At 40.1% G+C, this 19,626-nt stretch carries 20 protein-coding genes and 2 rRNA genes; 17 read left to right on the top strand and 5 right to left on the bottom strand.

Annotated elements, in window-relative coordinates; all coding sequences use genetic code 11:
- Nucleotides 1-83: 83 nt before the first annotated feature.
- From ubiG to J576_RS11030, 12 genes are all read left to right on the top strand, one after another.
- On the top strand, nt 84-797 hold the full coding sequence (gene ubiG, locus J576_RS11085; RefSeq protein WP_002050579.1) for a bifunctional 2-polyprenyl-6-hydroxyphenol methylase/3-demethylubiquinol 3-O-methyltransferase UbiG: 714 nt from the start codon (nt 84-86) through the stop codon (nt 795-797).
- A complete protein-coding gene (locus tag J576_RS11080; protein WP_081400956.1) occupies nt 794-1,495 on the top strand; it encodes an HAD family hydrolase in 702 nt (233 codons plus the stop codon). Before ubiG ends, J576_RS11080 begins: the two co-directional genes overlap by 4 nt.
- Nucleotides 1,496-1,560: 65 nt before the next feature.
- Nucleotides 1,561-2,307, top strand: a complete 747-nt coding sequence (locus tag J576_RS11075) for a YciK family oxidoreductase (RefSeq protein ID WP_002050551.1) — start codon at nt 1,561-1,563, stop codon at nt 2,305-2,307.
- A gap of 216 nt (nt 2,308-2,523) precedes the next feature.
- The gene (locus tag J576_RS11070) at nt 2,524-2,934 is read left to right on the top strand and encodes an RcnB family protein (RefSeq protein ID WP_002050581.1); all 411 of its coding nucleotides are present in this window, start codon (nt 2,524-2,526) and stop codon (nt 2,932-2,934) included.
- 223 nt (nt 2,935-3,157) lie between these two features.
- A complete protein-coding gene (locus J576_RS11065) occupies nt 3,158-3,487 on the top strand; it encodes an RcnB family protein (protein WP_002050532.1) in 330 nt (109 codons plus the stop codon).
- A 120-nt stretch (nt 3,488-3,607) separates the two neighbouring features.
- A complete protein-coding gene (gene argA, locus J576_RS11060; RefSeq protein ID WP_002050496.1) occupies nt 3,608-4,963 on the top strand; it encodes an amino-acid N-acetyltransferase in 1,356 nt (451 codons plus the stop codon).
- Between the two features lie 334 nt (nt 4,964-5,297).
- Nucleotides 5,298-6,266 carry a sulfonate ABC transporter substrate-binding protein gene (locus J576_RS11055; protein WP_002050513.1) on the top strand — a complete coding sequence of 323 codons (969 nt, stop codon included), beginning with the start codon at nt 5,298-5,300 and terminating at the stop codon, nt 6,264-6,266.
- A 71-nt stretch (nt 6,267-6,337) separates the two neighbouring features.
- Complete coding sequence (locus J576_RS11050; protein ID WP_002050508.1) at nt 6,338-7,321, top strand: sulfonate ABC transporter substrate-binding protein; 984 nt, start codon at nt 6,338-6,340, stop codon at nt 7,319-7,321.
- A gap of 26 nt (nt 7,322-7,347) precedes the next feature.
- Entirely contained in the window at nt 7,348-8,523 is a 1,176-nt protein-coding gene (gene ssuD, locus J576_RS11045) for an FMNH2-dependent alkanesulfonate monooxygenase (protein WP_000689549.1), read from the top strand.
- Entirely contained in the window at nt 8,520-9,317 is a 798-nt protein-coding gene (gene ssuC, locus J576_RS11040) for an aliphatic sulfonate ABC transporter permease SsuC (protein WP_002050547.1), read from the top strand. Before ssuD ends, ssuC begins: the two co-directional genes overlap by 4 nt.
- Before the next feature lie 13 nt (nt 9,318-9,330).
- Entirely contained in the window at nt 9,331-10,131 is an 801-nt protein-coding gene (locus tag J576_RS11035) for an ABC transporter ATP-binding protein (protein ID WP_002050488.1), read from the top strand.
- A gap of 261 nt (nt 10,132-10,392) precedes the next feature.
- Nucleotides 10,393-11,013, top strand: coding sequence for a TetR/AcrR family transcriptional regulator (locus J576_RS11030; RefSeq protein ID WP_002050490.1), 621 nt, complete (start codon nt 10,393-10,395; stop codon nt 11,011-11,013).
- A gap of 34 nt (nt 11,014-11,047) precedes the next feature.
- Here J576_RS11030 and J576_RS11025 read toward each other — a convergent pair whose 3' ends face one another.
- Complete coding sequence (locus J576_RS11025) at nt 11,048-11,614, bottom strand: 5'-methylthioadenosine/S-adenosylhomocysteine nucleosidase family protein (protein WP_002050511.1); 567 nt, start codon at nt 11,612-11,614, stop codon at nt 11,048-11,050.
- Nucleotides 11,615-11,696: 82 nt separating this feature from the next.
- A complete protein-coding gene (locus J576_RS11020; RefSeq protein ID WP_025467854.1) occupies nt 11,697-12,830 on the bottom strand; it encodes a TDT family transporter in 1,134 nt (377 codons plus the stop codon).
- A 208-nt stretch (nt 12,831-13,038) separates the two neighbouring features.
- Between J576_RS11020 and ribF the strand changes: the two genes are divergently transcribed.
- The 5 genes from ribF (at nt 13,039) to J576_RS10995 (ending at nt 18,622) form a co-directional block, all read left to right on the top strand.
- Nucleotides 13,039-14,040, top strand: a complete 1,002-nt coding sequence (gene ribF / locus J576_RS11015) for a bifunctional riboflavin kinase/FAD synthetase (protein ID WP_002050485.1) — start codon at nt 13,039-13,041, stop codon at nt 14,038-14,040.
- A 61-nt stretch (nt 14,041-14,101) separates the two neighbouring features.
- Nucleotides 14,102-16,939 carry an isoleucine--tRNA ligase gene (gene ileS / locus J576_RS11010; protein ID WP_002050477.1) on the top strand — a complete coding sequence of 946 codons (2,838 nt, stop codon included), beginning with the start codon at nt 14,102-14,104 and terminating at the stop codon, nt 16,937-16,939.
- The gene (gene lspA, locus J576_RS11005) at nt 16,932-17,462 is read left to right on the top strand and encodes a signal peptidase II (protein ID WP_001133879.1); all 531 of its coding nucleotides are present in this window, start codon (nt 16,932-16,934) and stop codon (nt 17,460-17,462) included. The genes ileS and lspA overlap by 8 nt, the downstream gene beginning before the upstream one ends.
- Nucleotide 17,463: 1 nt before the next feature.
- Nucleotides 17,464-17,946: an FKBP-type peptidyl-prolyl cis-trans isomerase gene (locus tag J576_RS11000; protein ID WP_002050524.1), complete on the top strand. Its 483-nt coding sequence runs from the start codon at nt 17,464-17,466 to the stop codon at nt 17,944-17,946.
- A gap of 133 nt (nt 17,947-18,079) precedes the next feature.
- Entirely contained in the window at nt 18,080-18,622 is a 543-nt protein-coding gene (locus tag J576_RS10995) for an NADPH-dependent FMN reductase (RefSeq protein WP_002050586.1), read from the top strand.
- Between the two features lie 45 nt (nt 18,623-18,667).
- On the opposite strand, the gene J576_RS10990 is transcribed toward J576_RS10995, so the two are convergent.
- The 3 genes from J576_RS10990 to J576_RS10980 form a co-directional block, all read right to left on the bottom strand.
- A complete protein-coding gene (locus J576_RS10990) occupies nt 18,668-18,979 on the bottom strand; it encodes an ankyrin repeat domain-containing protein (RefSeq protein WP_002050565.1) in 312 nt (103 codons plus the stop codon).
- Nucleotides 18,980-19,124: 145 nt separating this feature from the next.
- A 5S ribosomal RNA gene (gene rrf, locus J576_RS10985) occupies nt 19,125-19,239 on the bottom strand.
- A gap of 179 nt (nt 19,240-19,418) precedes the next feature.
- Nucleotides 19,419-19,626 (bottom strand): 23S ribosomal RNA (locus J576_RS10980); the annotation flags it as partial.

Raw genomic sequence — 19,626 nt, 5'->3', positions numbered from 1 at the left:
TGGGTTTATCGCTTTTTTCCCAATAATCGCTACACTAACAGCGAACTACATCAAAAAGATAACCCAAGTTTAGAGGTAGCACCATGTCGCAATTGAATGTTGATTTACAAGAAATCGCAAAATTTGAAGCTCTTGCTGCCAAATGGTGGGATCAACATTCTGAATTTCGCCCACTCCATCAAATTAACCCATTACGTTTAAATTGGATTGATGAACGTGCCGGTGGTCTTGCTGGTAAAAAGGTGCTTGATGTTGGCTGTGGTGGCGGTATTTTAGCTGAAAGTATGGCGCGCCGCGGTGCAGACGTACTCGGCATCGATATGGGTGAAGCGCCTTTAGCAGTAGGTCGTTTACATGCTCAACAAGAAAATGTCCAAAATATTGAATATCGCCAAATTCCAGTTGAAGAGTTGGCTCAAGAACAAGCAGGTCAATACGATGTGGTCACTTGCATGGAAATGATGGAACACGTTCCAGACCCTGCATCTATTGTTAAAGCATGTCAGGCTTTGGTTAAGCCAGGTGGCCATGTGTTCTTCTCGACCATTAACCGTAACCCAAAATCATATTTATTTGCCATTATTGGTGCTGAATACGTGCTACGCATGCTTCCAAAAGGTACGCATGATTATCACAAGTTTATTCGCCCGTCAGAAATGGCACATGACATTCGTAATGCAGGTTTAACTTTAAAAGAAATGACAGGTTTGCACTACAACCCAATTACGAAGCGTTATTGGTTAGCACCAAATGTTGATGTTAACTATATGGTTCATACAGTAAAGACAGGTGCATGATGAAAGCTGTTTTATTTGATTTAGATGGCACTCTCATCGATACGGCTGCTGACTTTATTCGTATTATTCAACAAATGTGTCGTGATGCAAGACGTCCTGTTGTAGAAGCAGACCTTATTCGCACTCAGGTGTCTGAAGGTGCACGCGCCATGGTCAAATTGGTCTATCCAGAGCTGGATGTAACCAATCCAATCTTCTTGGCACATCGACAAAATTTTTTAGATATGTATGGCAATAATATTGTCGTCGATACAGATCTGTTTGAAGGGATGTATCCGCTTTTGGCAGAGCTGGAAGCCCAGCAAATACCGTGGGGTATTGTCACCAATAAACCACGCGGTTTAAGTGAATCTCTTCTAGAAAAGCTAAACCTGACTGAACGCTGTGCAGTTTTAGTGTGTCCAGAAGATGTTTCTAAAACTAAACCAGACCCAGAACCGATGTATTTGGCTGCAAAGCAGTTAAATATTCCAGCAGATGAAATTATTTATGTGGGTGATCACCCACGTGATATTGATGCTGGTCGCAATGCCAATATGTATACCATCTTGGCAGCATACGGCTATTTACCTATCGAACATCGTGATGATTTAACCGCGTGGCAAGCCGATTCGATTGTAAATACGGTGACAGAATTACACGAGATGTTACGTCAAAAGCTTCCTGCTCTACAGGAAAATCAGCGTATGATAGGTTAACACAAGAGTTTTACAGGCTTTTTTAACAGTTATTTATATCAATATAAAAAGAAGGAGGTTTACCAATGAAATATTCAGAATATCAACCTCGTCCAGATCTTCTCAAAGATCGAATTATTTTAATCACTGGTGCAGGTGATGGAATTGGGCGAGCTGCGGCCCTCAGTTATGCTTTACACGGCGCAACTGTGGTTTTGCATGGTAGAACCTTAAATAAACTTGAAGTAATTTATGATGAAATTGAAGGTTTAGGCGCTCCTCAGCCTGCAATTTTACCATTACAACTTTCGAGTGCTTCTGATCGTGATTATGACTTTTTAGTAAATACTCTCGAAAAGCAATTTGGACGTCTGGACGGTATTTTGCACAATGCCGGTATTTTAGGTGATCGAGTAGAACTGGCACATTATCCAACAGAAGTATGGGATGATGTAATGTCAGTAAATTTACGTGCGCCTTTTGCTCTTACTCAAGCCCTACTCCCGCTTTTACAAAAATCAGATAACGCTTCTGTGGTATTTACCAGCTCTGGCGTAGGTCGCGAAGCACGTGCACTCTGGGGCGCGTATTCAGTGTCTAAAGTTGCGATTGAAGCTGTGAGCAAAATTTTTGCAGCTGAGCATACTTATCCAAATATTCGCTTTAACTGCATTAACCCAGGTGCAACACGTACCGCAATGCGTGCTAAAGCTTATCCTGAAGAAGATCCAAAAACATTACCAACACCAGAGTCCATCATGCCAGCTTATCTCTATTTAATGGGTGAAGATAGCCTGACGCTCAATGGTCAAAGTATTGATGCACAGGACTAAATAACTATAGATGAAAAGCTAAAATAAATTACGGCCGATCATCACATCTGGCTTGGCTATACCTGAAAAGATATATACAAGCCTTTTTTATTATTGATAAAACACTGGATTTATCCGTAATTTTAATTGAAGCATTAAATGATCTTCACAGTTTCTCTGCATTTTGCGCGTACAGTATTCAACATGAGAGACATCAGATGTAAACGAGGATGCATCATGAAAAAGTTGTTCACCATCTTAGCCCTTAGCATAACTGTACTGACCACCAGTATAGCAAGCTTTGCTGATCCTCCATTTGACCGAGGACATGGCCAGAAAGGACCTAAAGGTGGGCCTCGTGGTGAATGGAATGATCGTGGGCATAAACATGACCGTGATGATGATGAAGATCGTTTTCGCGATGAGCGTCGTATGCGCGAAGAACGCGGTTTTGAGCGTCTAAAGCAACATCGCTGGCAGCCAGGCTATGTTATGCCACAGCATTATCGCGGTAATGGCTATAAGGTCGACTATAGAGACAATAACTTGCCTAAACCAGACCGTAATCAACAATGGTACAAAATCAATAATGACTATATTTTAGTCGATACAGATTCTAATAGCATTGTTAGCATCCGTGGTTTATAAAACTGATAGCTCCTCACTCATCAGTTAATAAAAAAGGATAAAGCTCATCAGTTTTATCCTTTTTTATTTTTATATCAATAAGATATTAAAAATTTATATATTCTAAATTTCTTCTTATTTCCTAGATATTTTTCACATTTATTATTCTTAGTCTTCACGATTTATCTGTAATTCTTCACTAATCTTCAATTATCGAAATTTAATTTATCATTCGAGGTTCATTATGAAAAAACTAACAACAGCAATTGTTCTTTCAATGAGTGGTTTAATCGCATCAACAGCGATGGCTGCACCAAATGATCATGACCATCATGATAACTACCGAAACCATGACGTCAGACCAGTCAAAGTAATTCATAAAGATGATCGTGCCAATATCTGGCGAGAAGGCCAAGTCGTACCACATGAATATCAGCACCCACGTTATGTCATCGACTATCGCACGCATGATAAATTGACTAAGCCTGGACGTTTTCAAAAATGGTATAAAGTGAACGGTAACTATGTACTCGTAAATGAGCAAAGTCATAAAATTATTAAAGTGATTCGTTAATTTAATAAACCAACAAACACCCAAATGTAATTTGGGTGTTTTTCTATCTAATACATGCGACTTTAAGCTTTTTTGTTTAGAATCATCTTTATATCTTTTTGCTGTTGATTCGAGATCGGTATGCCAACTAAGTCTTTAGAGAAATCACATAATAACACCCAACATTATGTACATTGGTTCCGACATTCAGCACCTTATATTAATGCCCATCGCGATAAAACTTTTGTTTTAATGTTTGGCGGTGAAGCAGTCCGCGATCCTAATTTTGAACACATTATCCATGATATTGCTTTATTGCATTCACTTGGTATTCGCTTAATTTTAGTCCATGGCGCACGTCCACAAATTAATCAAAACCTTAAAGATAAAGGTATCGAAACACCTTTTTATGACAATAGCCGTATTACCACACGTGAATCATTAAGCTGTGTCATGAGTGCTGTCGGTTCTATTCGTTTAGAAATCGAAGCATTGTTATCTATGGGCTTAGCTAACTCTCCAATGTACGGTGCTCGCATAGACGTCGTATCAGGGAACTTCGTAACAGCTAAACCTTATGGTATTCGTGATGGTATGGATTTTCAGCTTACAGGAGAGGTTCGTTCCATAGACACCGACGCGATTGAACGCCATCTTGATAACGATAATATTGTTTTACTTGGTCCAACTGGCTATTCAACCACAGGTGAAGTATTTAATTTAAGAGCTGAAGAAGTTGCAACGAAAACTGCAACCTATTTAAAAGCAGATAAATTAATATTTTTAGGTGAGCAACAAGGTTTGCTCAATGAAGAAGGACAATTATTGCGTGAATTAAGTCCGCATCAACTTGACTACTATATTCAACAATACCAAACCACCAGTCCAACTCTAACTCTACATTTAGAAGAAGCAAAAAAAGCTTCTCTGTCGGGTGTACATCGTGTTCATTTAATTTCATATGCCTATGATGGCGCACTTATTGAAGAACTGTTCACACGTGATGGTGTAGGTACCATGATTACCGATGCACATTATGAAGAAGTTCGTATGGCGCATATTCAAGATGTTGGCGGCTTAATGAACTTATTACGCCCGTTAGAAGAAGAAGGTATTTTGGTTTATCGTTCACGTGAACGTTTAGAGCAAGAAATTAGCCAGTTTGCGGTTATTGAACGAGACGGTATGATTTTGGCCTGTGCTGCTCTTTATCCGATTCCGACGGAGTTTAACGAAACTCGTTCAGCAGAAATTGCTTGTGTAGCAGTACACCCAAGTTATCGTAAATCGAACCGTGGTAGCCAAATTTTGCAATTCCTTGAAGAAAAGGCAAAACAACAAGGCATTCGTCAATTATTTGTTTTAACAACCCGAACTGCACACTGGTTTTTAGAACATGGTTTTCACCAAGTCACCGTTGATGAGTTACCAAATGCCCGTCAGGCACTTTATAACTATCAAAGAAATTCTTTAGTCTTTAAAAAACTGCTTCCTTAGTTCTTTGCATTTTTTAAGATATTCTTATTTCAGATAAGCTTAGTCCAAAAAGTACAACCATAAATACGATTAATGTATGGTTGTACTTTTTTTAAATCATTAAATTTCATTCTTTTAATTTTTTTCTTTTTATTTACAAGGTCTTAAACACAATTTTCTAAATATTATTTTATTTAATAAATCTTTTTTTTGCATAAGTTTATCGCCGAAAGTTTTTAGCTTTTTTTTACATAAATAAAGACCGAATACTTATTTTTTATGGAATAAAAATCCCTTTAGGGTATCTGCTCATCCAATTATTTTTCTTTTTCTCTTTCGGGGAGCACAAAACCACATGGCACTTTTTAATTCCACTTCATGGGCAAAATATTCAGTCATTGCTGCCAGCCTTGCGGGAGTGATGATGCTAGGTGGTTGTGCCAAAAAAGAGGAACACACCACCACAACTCTAAATATTGGATACCAGAAATATGGCATCCTTCCTATTTTAAAAGCACGTGGTGACTTGGAAAAAGCACTAAAAGACCAAGGTGTACAAGTGAAATGGGTTGAGTTTCCTGCGGGACCTCAATTACTTGAAGGTCTAAATGTCGGAAGCGTTTCATTAGGTGAAGCAGGCGAAGCACCTCCTATTTTTGCTCAAGCGGCCAATCCAAATTTAGTCTATGTTGCAAACCAACCGGCTGCACCAAAAGCAGAAGCATTATTGGTACAAAAGGACTCTCCTATTCACTCTATTCAGGATCTAAAAGGCAAACGTGTCGCACTGAATAAAGGTTCGAATGTTCACTATCTTTTATTAAAAGTTTTAGAAGAAAATCACTTGAACTTAAGTGATATTCAACCTGTTTATTTACCTCCATCAGATGCACGTGCTGCCTTTGAAAAAGGCGCTGTCGATGCATGGGTCATTTGGGACCCGTTCTTTGCAGCAGCTGAACATCAAATTCAAGCTCGTGTTTTAGCGACTGGTGAAAATTTGGTGAGCAATCATCAGTTCTACTTGGCTGACCGTAAATTTGCAGAAAGTAATCCAAAAGTACTCAACACTGTTGTGCAAACACTAAATCAGACAACTGAATGGGTCAGCACACATCAAGATGAAGCGGCTAAGCTACTCGAAAAACCTACTGCACTTGAGTTTGATGTACTCAAAACGTCTATTTCGCGAATGGGTTTTGGTGTTCAGCCAATATCTGACAAGGTCGCCCAAGAACAACAATATGTAGCTGATGCCTTTTATGCGCAAAAGCTCATTCCAAACAAGCTCACCATACAAGAAGCCATTTTAAAACTGAAATAAACCCAGCCTTGGCACAGCTTAAATAACGATATAAATGCTGTGCCTTGCCTTAAGGGAAAAAGGATATCAATATGCAACATCATTCATTATTTAAGAAGAGTCAGTGGACTCAGTTAGTTAAGCGCTTTAGCGCGCTCACTGTATTTGGTTTAACAATCGCAGCACCTGCTTGGGCAATTGACCCAACAGTGAAAGAACTTCGTATCGGTTTTCAAAAAAGTTCGATTAACTTCGCGATTGCCAAACAGCAGAAACTATTTGAACAAGAATTTCCAAATGCCAAAATCACTTGGAATGAGTTTCCCGCTGGTCCTCAAATTTTAGAAGCTTTGGCTGTTGGCTCACTCGATGTTGGCGTTACTGGAGACACCCCCCCGGTCTACGCTCAAGCCGCTGGCAAGCCTTTATATTACATTGCTTATGAAGCAGCTAAACCTTTAGCGTCGGCAATTTTAGTTCCAAAAAACTCACAGCTTACTCAACTTAAAGACCTGAAAGGCAAACGTATTGCGCTACAAAAAGGTTCTAGCTCACATTACCTACTTGTACAGGCTGTGCGGAAAGCGGGCTTAAAATGGAGCGACATTACGCCAATTTGGCTCACACCTGCCGATGCTCGCGCTGCATTCCAAAAAGGTGCCGTTGATGCATGGGCAATTTGGGATCCTTACTACGCTTCAGCACAATTAGAAGACCAAGCTCGTGTTCTTGCATCTGGTAAAGGCCTAAGCCCGAACTATACCTTTTACTTAGCCGCTCCAAATTTTGTTAAGCAATATCCAAAAGCTGTTCCAGGACTCATCAAGCAGATCAATCAAGCTGACAAATGGGTCCAAAGCCATCAAGCCGAAACAGCAAGTGCGATTGGCCAAAGTACAGGCTTAAAACCTGCAACTAGTGATTTATTCATTAAACGTCGTCCACGTCCATCAGCAGCAGCTCCACTTAACAGCAAAGTTATTGCTGAACAACAGCAGCTTGCAGATATCTTTACTCAACAAGGCATCATTCCAAAACCAATCAGCATTAAACAAGCTGTTTGGGGTGCCAAGTAATTTCAATAGACATATAGGTAATGCACATGAAAATTTTCTGGTTTATTCCTACCCACGGTGATAGTCGCTATTTAGGTACAAGTAAAGGCGCTCGTCAGGTTGACCATGCCTATATGAAGCAAATTGCTGTGGCAGTAGATAATTTGGGTTATGAAGGTGTACTTATTCCAACGGGCCGTTCATGTGAAGACCCATGGATTACGGCGGCGAGCCTAATTGATGCAACTCAACACCTTAAGTTTTTAGTTGCATTACGTCCGGGGGTAACAACACCAGCGTTGGCAGCTCGTATGGCTGCAACATTTGACCGTTTGTCCAATGGCCGTGTATTACTCAACTTGGTAACAGGTGGCGATGAAGCAGAACTACGCGGTGACGGTTTATATGAAGATCACTCAACGCGTTATCAAACTGCCAATGAATACGTAAAAATCTGGCGCGAAATTTTGACGCGTTCACATACAGGTGAAGCTTTTACATTCCACGGCGAACGCTTACAAGTCGATGATGCAAAACTACTTTATCCACCTGTTCAAAAACCTTACCCACCTCTTTGGTTTGGCGGTTCCTCAGATGTCGCGGTCGACCTTGCGGCTGAGCAAGTGGACACTTACCTCACTTGGGGTGAACCGCCAGCGGCCGTGAAAGAAAAGATCGAACATGTTCGTGCAAAAGCGGAGGCTAAAGGCCGTAAATTAACTTATGGCATTCGCTTACATGTCATTGTTCGTGAAACCAACGAACAAGCATGGGCAGCTGCTAACGAACTTATTCAGTATCTAGACGATGCAACTATTGCTGCAGCACAGAAAAAATTTGCACAAATGGACTCTGTAGGCCAACAACGTATGGCCGCGTTACATGGCGGCAACCGAGACAAGCTAGAAGTCTCTCCGAACCTTTGGGCAGGTATTGGTTTAGTCCGTGGTGGTGCAGGTACGGCACTTGTAGGTGACCCAGAAACTGTTGCTGCTCGTATTCAAGAGTATGCAGACCTTGGTATTGATACCTTCATTTTCTCAGGCTATCCACACCTTGAAGAATCAATCCGTTTTGCAGAGTTAGTATTCCCGTTATTACCAATTGAAACTCGCGCTAAACTTGCTCAGCCAAATTTAACCGGTCCATTCGGTGAAATTATTGCCAACAACTACGTTCCAGACGAGAAGAAACAAAATAGTTCCGTCAAGGAGCCTGCATGAGTAAAGCTGAAAGTGTGGTTTCACGTGGAACAAAACAAATCGGGCAGCGTTTGCTGCCTTGGATTTTCCCTATTCTTCTATTGGTTGTTTGGCAAATTGCCTCAACTTCGGGTCTTTTAGAAAGCCGTATTTTGCCCGCCCCGACTGCTGTCGTTTCGGCATTTTGGCATCTTTTGGTGAGTGGGGAACTATGGCATCACGTTAAAGTAAGTGCTGGTCGTGCACTGCTTGGCCTTCTGATAGGCGGCGGTTTAGGTTTGCTATTAGGTCTGCTCAATGGATCTTCACGTTTCGCTTCTACCCTGCTCGATACGACCTTGCAAATGATTCGTAATATTCCGGCTCTTGCACTTATTCCATTGGTGATTTTGTGGTTCGGTATTGATGAAACAGCAAAATTATTCTTGGTGGCAGTTGGTGTTTTCTTCCCTATTTATATCAACACCTATCACGGTATTCGTTCAGTCGACCCCCAATTGATTGAGATGGGTAAAAGCTATGGCCTTTCCCGTTGGCAGCTTTACAAAGAAATTATTCTACCGGGTGCGATGCCTTCTATTTTAGTCGGTTTACGTTTTGCATTAGGTTTGGTTTGGGTGTTGCTCATTGTAGCTGAGACTATTTCAGCACAAGCAGGTATCGGTTACATGACCATGAATGCGCGTGAGTTTTTGCAAACAGATGTGGTACTCGTCGGTATTCTTCTTTATGCCCTATTAGGTAAGTTAGCCGATGTTCTAGCGCAACTTTTGGAACGTTATTTACTACGCTGGCATGCCGGTTATCAAAAATAAAGGAGCTTAAAATATGACAAATCTGAATTTAAATATTAATCAGAATGACGTAGAGCTCATTCCAGAAAATCATCCAGAGTCACAAGAACCCGTAGTAGGTGCAGAGATTCTGATTGAACAGCTTTATAAGTTTTATGGTGAGGTTAAAGTTCTTGAAGATCTTAACCTACATATTCAACCGGGCGAATTTTTAGCTATTGTTGGTCGTAGTGGCTGCGGTAAAAGTACCTTACTACGCTTAATTGCCCAACTTGAAAAAGCAAGTTTTGGTGAGATCAAGTTTAAATCTGCCCGACATTTACGTGAAGGAATTACTAACGATGATATTCGGGTTATGTTCCAAGACCCACGCCTACTTCCTTGGCGAAATATTCTTCAAAATGTTCAACTTGGGCTACCAAAATCGCAACATGCTTTAGCAGAAGAATTATTAGAGAAAGTAGGTTTAAAAGAAAAAGCGGGACAATGGCCTTCACAGCTCTCTGGTGGACAACGACAACGTACCGCCCTAGCCCGTGCGTTATCTCATACTCCCCGTATTTTACTGCTAGATGAACCTTTGGGTGCATTAGATGCGCTCACCCGCCTTGAGATGCAAAGCTTGATTGAACGTTTATGGAAAGAGCAAGGTTTTACTGCTATTTTGGTCACACACGATGTAAGTGAAGCAGTGCAACTGGCCGACCGTATTATCCTATTAGATAAGGGCCAAATTGCCCAAAGTTTCCAAGTGAGTTTGCCACGTCCGCGTAAAAAGAGCATCACTTTTGCCCAGCTTGAACAACAAGTACTCGACGCAGTCTTAGCAACTTAAGGTTGAGATGAGTAATGAGAACCATTTCAACTACAAAATGTCCAATTAACGAGCAATAAAACTGATGATTTATTGCTCTTTTTTAGGGCGAATATAAAAAAATATTTTTAAGAATAACAATAAACTAGTGAATCTCTCTATTTTTTGCACAATAGTATATCTATTGCTCAAATAACTATCCGTTTTTTCACTAAAAAAGTGAGACACCTGTGCACAAATCAAACGATTTACCTTACAATGGGAGCACTATCTTTTTAATTTATGCAGCAAATGGAACAAAAGAAGAGTACTCAAAAGCGCAATCAGCTTCTTGCTGCCGCCCTTGATGTGTTTTCACTATATGGGTTCAGTGGTGCAAGTCTGGATGAAATTGCCCAACTCGCTGACATGCATAAGTCGAATATTTTCTATTACTATGAAAATAAAGAGTCTTTATATGTGGAAGTGCTGACCACAGTTTTACAAAAATGGCTTGCTCCCTTACAAACTTTAGAAGCTGAGTTAGAACCAGCCGAAGCTTTGTCTCACTACTTAATACAAAAAATCGAACTTTCTCGTAGCCAACCAAAAGCTTCGCGATTATTTGCTTTGGAAATTATCCAAGGGGCACCACACATTTTGCCTATACTGAAAGGACCTTTGAAAAAGCTATTTAAGCGTAAAGCCAAGGTCATTCAAACATGGCAAGAAGAAGGAAAAATTTCTCCAGATATCGACCCTGAGCTGTTAATACTTAATATTTGGGGGCTTACGCAAAACTATGCTGATTTTGCCACGCAAATGGAAATGGTGACTGGAAAAACACTGCGTAACCGCAGTATGTTCCAACGCTCGATTGAGCATACAGTACATATGATGCTCTACGGCGTATTACCTCGCTAAAATAAAAAAGATCGGCAAATTTGCCGATCTTTTTTTAGAAATGATTTTGATAAAGAGCCAAGAGCTTTTGCGCACCCAATAATAAATTTTCTTCCCAATCCAGATGGGCCGTATCGTCTGCGCCATCAGTAATATACTTCACTGAAATTAGGCGTACACCTAGCTTGTGGCAAACTTTGGCTAAGGCATACCCTTCCATATCCACCACATCACACGCGACCTTCGGCTGTCCCGTTTCAAATGAGTCCCCTGTCCCGCAAATCCCTTTTGGTAAATCAGCAAAATGCGTTTGGAGATGAATTGCAGCGGGCAAGTGATCATCTAACGGCGTTACACCTACTTCAAACCCTAATGGTGAAACATCCATATCACGTTGTACAAAGGTTTTTACTTCGACCAAATCATGCCGATTAAAAGACGAACTTCCTGCCGAACCTAAGTTAATTAGAGTTTTACAGCCTGTTTTTTGAATAACTTCAAATGCTTTAAAAGCAGCGTTGATTTTACCTATACCACTGTAATGGACTTCAATACCTGCTTGCTCAAATAAACCTTTAGATTCATTAGGAAGTGCCATAATTAAAGCGATATCTTTGTTCATTCAAAAAGGCTCAATACAAGATTAATAAATTAGAAAATAAGTATAAATCAGATGCAAAAGCTTTTTTTGCACCTTTTCACCATTACTGCATTCTTTCTTGTAAAGCTACCAAACATGGAGAAAAGAACAGCTTGCCACTATATGCGCCAGCTAAGGTTTTCTTCATTACTACGCTCCACATTACAAGTAATAAAATACTGAATGCCACAGCAACGTATTGTAGAAATATAACTTCAACCTGATGACTTAGATTAAATAAAGCCAAAATAAACACACCAAATGGGAAAGTTAAACCCCACCAACCCAAGTTAAACGGAATACCTGTTTTTGCATGACGAAGTGTTGTTAAAATCGCAAGACCTAGCCACCATAACCCGAACCCTAAAAGTACCAGACTACCCACAACGCCTAATGCTTGAAATACATGGGTAAACTCAGAAAAGCCAACATTTACCAATACTCTTTTTGCCTGTTCACCTAGCAACAATAGACCTAAAGCACCTGTGCCAATTGGGCCTAAAGATAACCAGCTAGAAATTGCGACTTCTTTTTCCGGTAACTGATGCAAAGCCATACGCAACATTAAAATCGTTAAAATGGCAAATGCAGGTAATACAGAAATTCCCCAGAGTACATATCCCGCTAACAATAAATGAAAGCTGTGAAAATCTGCTGGTAAATGTGCAACCAACATGCCCGCAGAGCTTGCAGCGACTTCACAAGCAACGACAGGTAACAACCAAATTGCAGTCATGGTATGTAGCTGATGATTCTGACGGCTAAACATGCAAAATGGTACGATCCACGCAATTGCTAACGCTAAAAAGACATCGATGTACCATAAAGCTTGAGCAATATGGATTGCCACTTCACCATAAAGCCCGATTCCGAAGCTTAAAAAGCCATTTAGTATGGTTGCAAGCCCCATCGGTATAGCGCCTAAAAACAAGCTCATATTTGGATGATTAAATATTTGCTTCGCTTCATGTGGGAATAGTAACCACCGCAATAAATAGAGAACTGAAAAAACACTAAATAGAACAATATTAAATTGCCATAACAGTGTCGCCAGCATAAATAAAAATGATTTGGCAAATGGAAGCTGAATTAAAATCATACTCACCACACCAGTACCCATAGTTGCTGTAAACCAATTTGGGGTAAAATGCCGTATAACATCTTTACTTTGATTTAATTGGTAAAAGGGTTTTTTCATCTTAAGTCTCTAATCAAAGAGTGGATAAAACTATAGTAGGATAAATTAATAATAAGAAAAATTGATTTATTTTTATTTAATTCATCAATTTTTTAGATATAAAAGATATTCATATTGAAAAATACCTGAGTAAAAACACAACAACAAGACGAATCTGTGAGATTATGGCAATATATAGCCCTTGCAAAAATAGCCATATTTTAAGTTCATGAAACTGCTACGTCTTAATGCGTTATCGCCCAATTTCCAGTTACCGCAAACAGCGGTAACTATTGGTAATTTTGATGGTGTCCATTTAGGTCACCAAGCGATGATTGCTCAACTGAAAAAAATTGCTGCAGCACAAGGCTTAAAAACATTGGTCATGATTTTTGAGCCCCAACCGCTTGAGTTCTTTAAAGGCTACGATGCCCCGCCTCGTATTAATTCATTACGGGAAAAAGTTGAATATCTAGCAGAACTTGGGGTGGATTACATTGCGCTTGCCAAGTTTGACCAGCATTTCCGTAGCATGAGTGCTTCTGAGTTTGCAGATTTATTAAAAGATAAATTAAATGCTCAAGCTTTGGTTTTAGGAGATGACTTTCATTTCGGCAAAGACCGTCAAGGTAACAGCGAATTTTTAAAGAATTACGGATTTCAAGTCACAAATTTACATACGATTGAACTCGAAGGTGAACGCGTCAGTTCAACTCGTATTCGCCAAGTGCTTCAAGTGGGTAATCTCGCTTTAGCAGCTAAATTATTAGGCCGTCCGTACAGTATTACCGGACGAGTTCAATATGGCGACCAAATTGGACGAACTTTAGATTTTCCAACGATTAATGTTCGTCTAAACCGCCATAAGCCTTGTTTAAATGGTATTTATGGCGTTGAAGTCATTTGTGAGACAACTTCGCTAACTCAAAAAGTGCTTCAGGACGACCCTGAAAAACCGGGAATTGCCGGATATCATGAAAACAGCCTTTATGGTGCAGGTCATGTCGGTACTCGCCCAGCCATCCAGCAAGAGCATCCAGAGTGGAGATTAGAAGTACATTTCCCTGATGTTTCTGCTAATCTGTATGGCTTATTTATGCGGGTGACTTTTCTTCACTATCTTCATGGTGAATTGAACTACCCTTCGCTTGAGGCACTTAAGGCAGGAATTGATAATGACGTGCAGCAATTACGACAATATCGTAACGACACGACACAATTTCCTTTTTAATTCGAATTTTGATTGTAAAACATGTCGGCTCCCAAGCTGATTAAACTGGAAGACAACTTGCATGAGCGATAAGCAAACTACTGAAAATGCAGTGGACTACAAAGCCACGCTAAACCTGCCGGATACTCAATTTGCAATGAAAGCAAATTTGGCAGTACGTGAAGTGAAATGGTTAGAAGAGTGGTATACCGACAACATTTATCAGCAGATTCGTGCATCGCGTATTGGCAAGAAAAAATATATTTTGCATGATGGCCCTCCATATGCGAACGGTACAATTCACTTGGGTCATGCGGTTAACAAAGTACTCAAAGACGTCATCGTAAAAAGCCGTACTTTGGCAGGTTTCGATGCGCCATATGTTCCGGGTTGGGACTGTCACGGTTTGCCAATCGAGCTAAAGGTTGAAGAAAAAGTAGGTAAAGTAGGCGAAAAAGTTGACGCAGCGACTTTCCGTAAACTCTGCCGTGAATATGCGCTAAAACAAATTGATTTACAGCGTGCTGACTTTAAACGTCTTGGTGTTTTAGGTGATTGGGATAATCCTTACCTCACCATGAACTACAAACAAGAAGCCGATATCGTTCGTGCTTTAGGTTTAATCCAAAAAAATGGTCATATCCAGCCGGGCTTAAAGCCAGTGAACTGGTGTATGGACTGTGGTTCAGCACTTGCTGAAGCTGAAGTTGAATACGAAGATAAAAAGTCTGACGCAATTGACGTTGGTTTTGGCGTTGTAGATTTAAAAGACTTAAGCGCTCGTGTAAATGTAGATGTTCAAGATCCAACTGATATCGTGATCTGGACCACTACACCTTGGACGTTACCAGCGAACCAAGCAGTTGCATTGCATGCCGAAATTGAATATCAATTGGTACAAGTGACTACTGAACGTGGTAAGCAAAACTTTATTCTTGCTAAAGACTTAGTTGCTTCTGCAATTGAGCGTTATAAGCTTGAAAACCCAGTTGTTTTAGCTGACTTTACTGGTTCAGCTCTTGAAAACCTTACTTTACAACACCCTTTACTTACCGATCGCCAAGTTCCGGTTATTTTGGGTGAACACGTTATCGCAACAAGCGGTACAGGTGCCGTACACACTGCGCCTGGCCACGGTGCAGACGACTATAAAGTAGGTCTTCAATACAACCTTAAAGTTGAAAACCCAGTGGGTGGTAACGGAGTTTACTTACCAACCGCACCAATCTTTGCTGGTGAGCACATCTATAAAGCCAATCCAAAGATTATTGAAGCTTTAGGTGCTGTAGGTCGCTTGTGGGCTCATCAACCGATTAAACACAGCTATCCACACTGCTGGCGCCATAAAACTCCGATTATTTTCCGTGCCACACCACAATGGTTTATCAGCATGGATCAAAAAGGTTTACGTGATGGTGCGCTTAACGCGATTGAAAACGATATCGAGTTTGTGCCGAACTGGGGTAAAAACCGTATTGAATCAATGATCGAAGGCCGTCCGGACTGGTGTATCTCACGTCAACGTACTTGGGGTGTGCCAATTCCTTTCTTTGTTCATAAAGATACGAATGAATTGCACCCTCGTACGCCTGAACTTATCGAAGAAGTTGCAAAACTTATCGAACAAGAAGGTATCGATGCATGGTTTAACCGTGATGCGAAAGACTTCATTGGTGAAGATGCTGAACAGTACAATGCTGTTCGTGATACGCTTGATGTATGGTTTGACTCTGGAACAACACATTACGCTGTACTTGAGCAACGTGAAGAATTAGAAAGCCCTGCTGACTTATATTTAGAAGGTTCAGACCAACACCGTGGCTGGTTCCAATCTTCTTTATTAACCTCTATGGCAATTCATAACCGTGCGCCATATAAAGCCTTGTTAACTCATGGTTTTACAGTGGATGAAAATGGCCGTAAATTGTCGAAATCTTTAGGCAACTATATTCCGCTTGAAGAAATCATCAAACAACTTGGTGCCGATGGCTTACGTTTATATGTAGCATCTAGCGACTATCGCTATGAAATTGCAGCATCAAAAGAAATCTTTAGCCGTGTAAGTGATAGCTACCGTCGTATTCGTAATACCCTCCGCTTCTTGCTTGCAAACTTAAATGGTTTCAAACCAAGTACAGATGCTCTGGCAGTAGATGACCTTATTGCTCTTGATCAATACATCTTACAACGTGCGAATGAAGTACAACAAACTATTATCGCGGCCTATGAAGAAATGAACTTCCATGTCGTGTGTAGTGCATTAACAAGCTTCTGTATTAATGACTTAGGTGGTTTCTACCTAGACATTATCAAAGACCGTCAATACACCACTAAGGCTGACTCACAAGCACGTCGTTCTGCACAAACAGCGCTTTACCATATCGTACAAGCATTTGTGCGCTGGATGAGCCCTATCTTAAGCTTCACTGCTCAAGAAGCTTGGCCACTCATTCCAGAACAAACTGAAAAGTATGTATTTACAGCTGAATGGTATGACTTACCTATTTCATCAAAAGCAAACTTGCTTTCTGAAACAGACTGGCAAACATTGATTAGCGTAAAATCTGCAGTAAATAAACAGATTGAAGCAGCTCGTAACGCTAAACTTGTCGGTAGTAATCTTTCAGCCAAAGTTGAACTTTGGGCAAATGAATCATTACAAACAGTTTTAAACCAACTGGCTGATGAACTCCGTTTTGTTCTTATTACTTCGCAAGTAGTAGTACATCCATTTGCTGAACAAGGTGAAGCAACTGAAATGGAAGGCTTACGTGTACAAGTATCTGCAGCTGAAGGTGAAAAATGTGCACGTTGCTGGCATGTCCTTCCTGATGTAAATACACACGCCGATCATCCTGGTTTATGTGGTCGTTGTATTGTGAACGTCACTGGTCGTGGCGAAGTGAGAAAATATGCCTAATTCACAAGCTAAAAAAGGCTTATTCCAGTTTTATCCGCACAACCTCATTTGGCTTGGACTTTCTGTCCTTGCCATTGTTTTGGATCAATGGACAAAATGGATTGCAAGTACACATCTGAACTATGCAGATCCTGTACCTGTGCTTCCATTTTTAAACTGGACACTATTACATAACTATGGTGCAGCTTTTAGCTTTTTATCTGATGCGGGAGGATGGCAACGCTATTTCTTCACATCTTTGGCAGGCTTAGTTTCAATACTTTTTGTATTTTGGTTGCTACGTATGCCTAAAAAAATGGTGGTGCTACCTGTAGCTATCGCTTTAATTTTAGGTGGAGCTTTGGGCAATTTAATTGACCGTATTACTTTAGGTTATGTGGTCGATTTCATTCATGTTTATTACCAAAATCATCACTTTCCAGCTTTTAATATTGCGGACAGTGCCATTACTCTAGGTACCATTTTGCTACTCATCGATACATTCTTCCTTGAGAAGCAAAGACCTAAAAATTCGGATGCATAATATGACCGAAATTATTCAACCTAATGAAGAAATTCGTATTACTGACGGTTCTAAAGTTGATCTACACTTTTCTGTTGCTCTGGAAAATGGCGTAGAAATTGACAATACACGTAACCGTGAAGAGCCTGTTAGCTTGACTATTGGCGACGGTAACTTATTACCAGGCTTTGAGAAAGCCCTTCTTGGCTTACGTGCAGGCGATCGACGTACTGTACATCTTCCACCAGAAGATGCTTTTGGTCCGTGGAATCCTGAAAATATACAAACTTTTGATACGGTTAAATTCGAACAACGACCTATTCCTGGTCACATGATCGAGTTTGAAGATAAAGCAAAAGCAACTTTATTTGGTGTCGTGAAGTCAGTAAATGATGATATTACTGAAATTGATTTTAACCATCCTCTAGCCGGCAAAAATATTACTTTTGAAGTAGAGATATTCAAAGTAACTCCAGCTGGTCAGCAAGGCATTAAGATCATGTAAAAAAAGCCCTCGATTGAGGGCTTTTTTATTATTTAACTTTTATTAATGACATAAGAATCCTTACAAATTCTATATTCTCACGCCCCTCTATAATGAATTAAGTTATAAAGATAAAAATCCTAAGGAAAAACATATGCTGGTCTATATTATCGTAGGAAGTGTTCGCGAAGGGCGCACAGCTATTAAAATTGCCAATTGGTTAGAAACAACAATTCCCTCATTTAATCTAAAAGATTTTCAAACAGAAGTAATTGATTTAAAAGAATGGAATCTACCCTTATTTTCAGGTTCTCACCCACCTGCTACAGGTATTTATGATCAACCTAAACAACAAGAATGGGCAGATAAAATTGCCCAAGCTGATGCATTTATCTTTATTAGCCCAGAATACAATCATGGTTACAGCCCAGCTTTAAAAAATGCACTCGACTATGTAGGTAAAGAATGGAGTGGTAAACCCGCTGCATTTATTGGCTATGGCTCAACAAATGGCTCTCGCTCTATTAGCCAAATACGCCAAGTCACTTCAAGTTTAAGTATTGTTGACCCAAATGCCGTAATAGAAATACGAGATATCTTTAAACGCAATAAAGATGAAAAGTTTGAAGCCAATGAATTTGAAGTAAAAGCGCTTCAATCAATTGTTGAAAAGCTGCAAAAATATCATTTGTCTTAAATTGAACAAAAAGCCTCTTTTCCCAATAAAAGGGGCTTTTTAATTTTATAAACTTTTTAAATAATTCACTACGTCTGTATTCCCAGCCATTTCTGCTAGCTGTAGTGCTGTGTATTCGCTTTTATAAGCAACATGTGCCCCTTTTTCAACTAAGAGCTTCACTATCTCTAAATGGTCATTTTCAGCAGCTGCTTGTAAAGCACTATAACCTTCCTCATCTATCTGATTAGGGTCTTCTCCATCTATTAATAATTGTTTTACTTGCTCTAGATCACCTAAAGATGCCCAATAGATCAACTCTGGAAGAGAAAGTTCTTCATTATCTTCAGGTAATTGAGAGAAAGAATTAAATTTCACGAGATCATGCCAAAATTAAAAGCTTCTTCATTATATCTCTGAAGCAAAACAACCGTGCAAATCTGATTTTTTGATTATGTGTTTTCACTTTATTCCGCGCAATAAAAAACACCCCCAATTTTAGTTGGGGGTGTTTAGAATAATGAGCTGGCGATGACTTACTCTCACATGGGTAACCCCACACTACCATCAGCGCTAAGAGGTTTCACTTCTGAGTTCGGGAAGGGATCAGGTGGTTCACTCTTGCTATGGTCGCCAGCACAACTGTTTATGGATACTTGCTTTGGTCTTATTGAATGCCGAAGCGTTTTCCAAATCTTTACAGACTGGGCTGATTGAATCTGACTGTGTTCATTTTATCTAGTGTTATAACTAAATCAAGTTTGTTTGTAGATTTATGAATCGATTGATGCTTTATATACAACTGCTTGGGTGTTGTATAGTCAAGCCTCACGAGCAATTAGTATTGGTCAGCTTCACATATCACTATGCTTCCACATCCAACCTATCAACGTCCTAGTCTCGAACGGCTCTTTAGAGGAATAAATTCCTAGGGAAATCTTATCTTGAGGTAGGCTTCCCGCTTAGATGCTTTCAGCGGTTATCCCTTCCGAACATAGCTACCCGGCGATGCGACTGGCGTCACA

The organism is Acinetobacter sp. 766875 (assembly GCF_000582055.1).
GTDB classification, from domain to species: domain Bacteria; phylum Pseudomonadota; class Gammaproteobacteria; order Pseudomonadales; family Moraxellaceae; genus Acinetobacter; species Acinetobacter nosocomialis.
This window is presented reverse-complemented; position numbering and strand designations above follow the sequence as displayed.

Coding starts and splice junctions, on each gene's coding strand:
- ubiG (WP_002050579.1), top strand. CDS start 84: ATGTCGCAATTGAATGTTGATTTACAAGAAATCGCAAAATTTGAAGCT.
- J576_RS11080 (WP_081400956.1), top strand. CDS start 794: ATGATGAAAGCTGTTTTATTTGATTTAGATGGCACTCTCATCGATACG.
- J576_RS11075 (WP_002050551.1), top strand. CDS start 1,561: ATGAAATATTCAGAATATCAACCTCGTCCAGATCTTCTCAAAGATCGA.
- J576_RS11070 (WP_002050581.1), top strand. CDS start 2,524: ATGAAAAAGTTGTTCACCATCTTAGCCCTTAGCATAACTGTACTGACC.
- J576_RS11065 (WP_002050532.1), top strand. CDS start 3,158: ATGAAAAAACTAACAACAGCAATTGTTCTTTCAATGAGTGGTTTAATC.
- argA (WP_002050496.1), top strand. CDS start 3,608: ATGCCAACTAAGTCTTTAGAGAAATCACATAATAACACCCAACATTAT.
- J576_RS11055 (WP_002050513.1), top strand. CDS start 5,298: ATGGCACTTTTTAATTCCACTTCATGGGCAAAATATTCAGTCATTGCT.
- J576_RS11050 (WP_002050508.1), top strand. CDS start 6,338: ATGCAACATCATTCATTATTTAAGAAGAGTCAGTGGACTCAGTTAGTT.
- ssuD (WP_000689549.1), top strand. CDS start 7,348: ATGAAAATTTTCTGGTTTATTCCTACCCACGGTGATAGTCGCTATTTA.
- ssuC (WP_002050547.1), top strand. CDS start 8,520: ATGAGTAAAGCTGAAAGTGTGGTTTCACGTGGAACAAAACAAATCGGG.
- J576_RS11035 (WP_002050488.1), top strand. CDS start 9,331: ATGACAAATCTGAATTTAAATATTAATCAGAATGACGTAGAGCTCATT.
- J576_RS11030 (WP_002050490.1), top strand. CDS start 10,393: ATGCAGCAAATGGAACAAAAGAAGAGTACTCAAAAGCGCAATCAGCTT.
- J576_RS11025 (WP_002050511.1), bottom strand. CDS start 11,614: ATGAACAAAGATATCGCTTTAATTATGGCACTTCCTAATGAATCTAAA.
- J576_RS11020 (WP_025467854.1), bottom strand. CDS start 12,830: ATGAAAAAACCCTTTTACCAATTAAATCAAAGTAAAGATGTTATACGG.
- ribF (WP_002050485.1), top strand. CDS start 13,039: ATGAAACTGCTACGTCTTAATGCGTTATCGCCCAATTTCCAGTTACCG.
- ileS (WP_002050477.1), top strand. CDS start 14,102: ATGAGCGATAAGCAAACTACTGAAAATGCAGTGGACTACAAAGCCACG.
- lspA (WP_001133879.1), top strand. CDS start 16,932: ATGCCTAATTCACAAGCTAAAAAAGGCTTATTCCAGTTTTATCCGCAC.
- J576_RS11000 (WP_002050524.1), top strand. CDS start 17,464: ATGACCGAAATTATTCAACCTAATGAAGAAATTCGTATTACTGACGGT.
- J576_RS10995 (WP_002050586.1), top strand. CDS start 18,080: ATGCTGGTCTATATTATCGTAGGAAGTGTTCGCGAAGGGCGCACAGCT.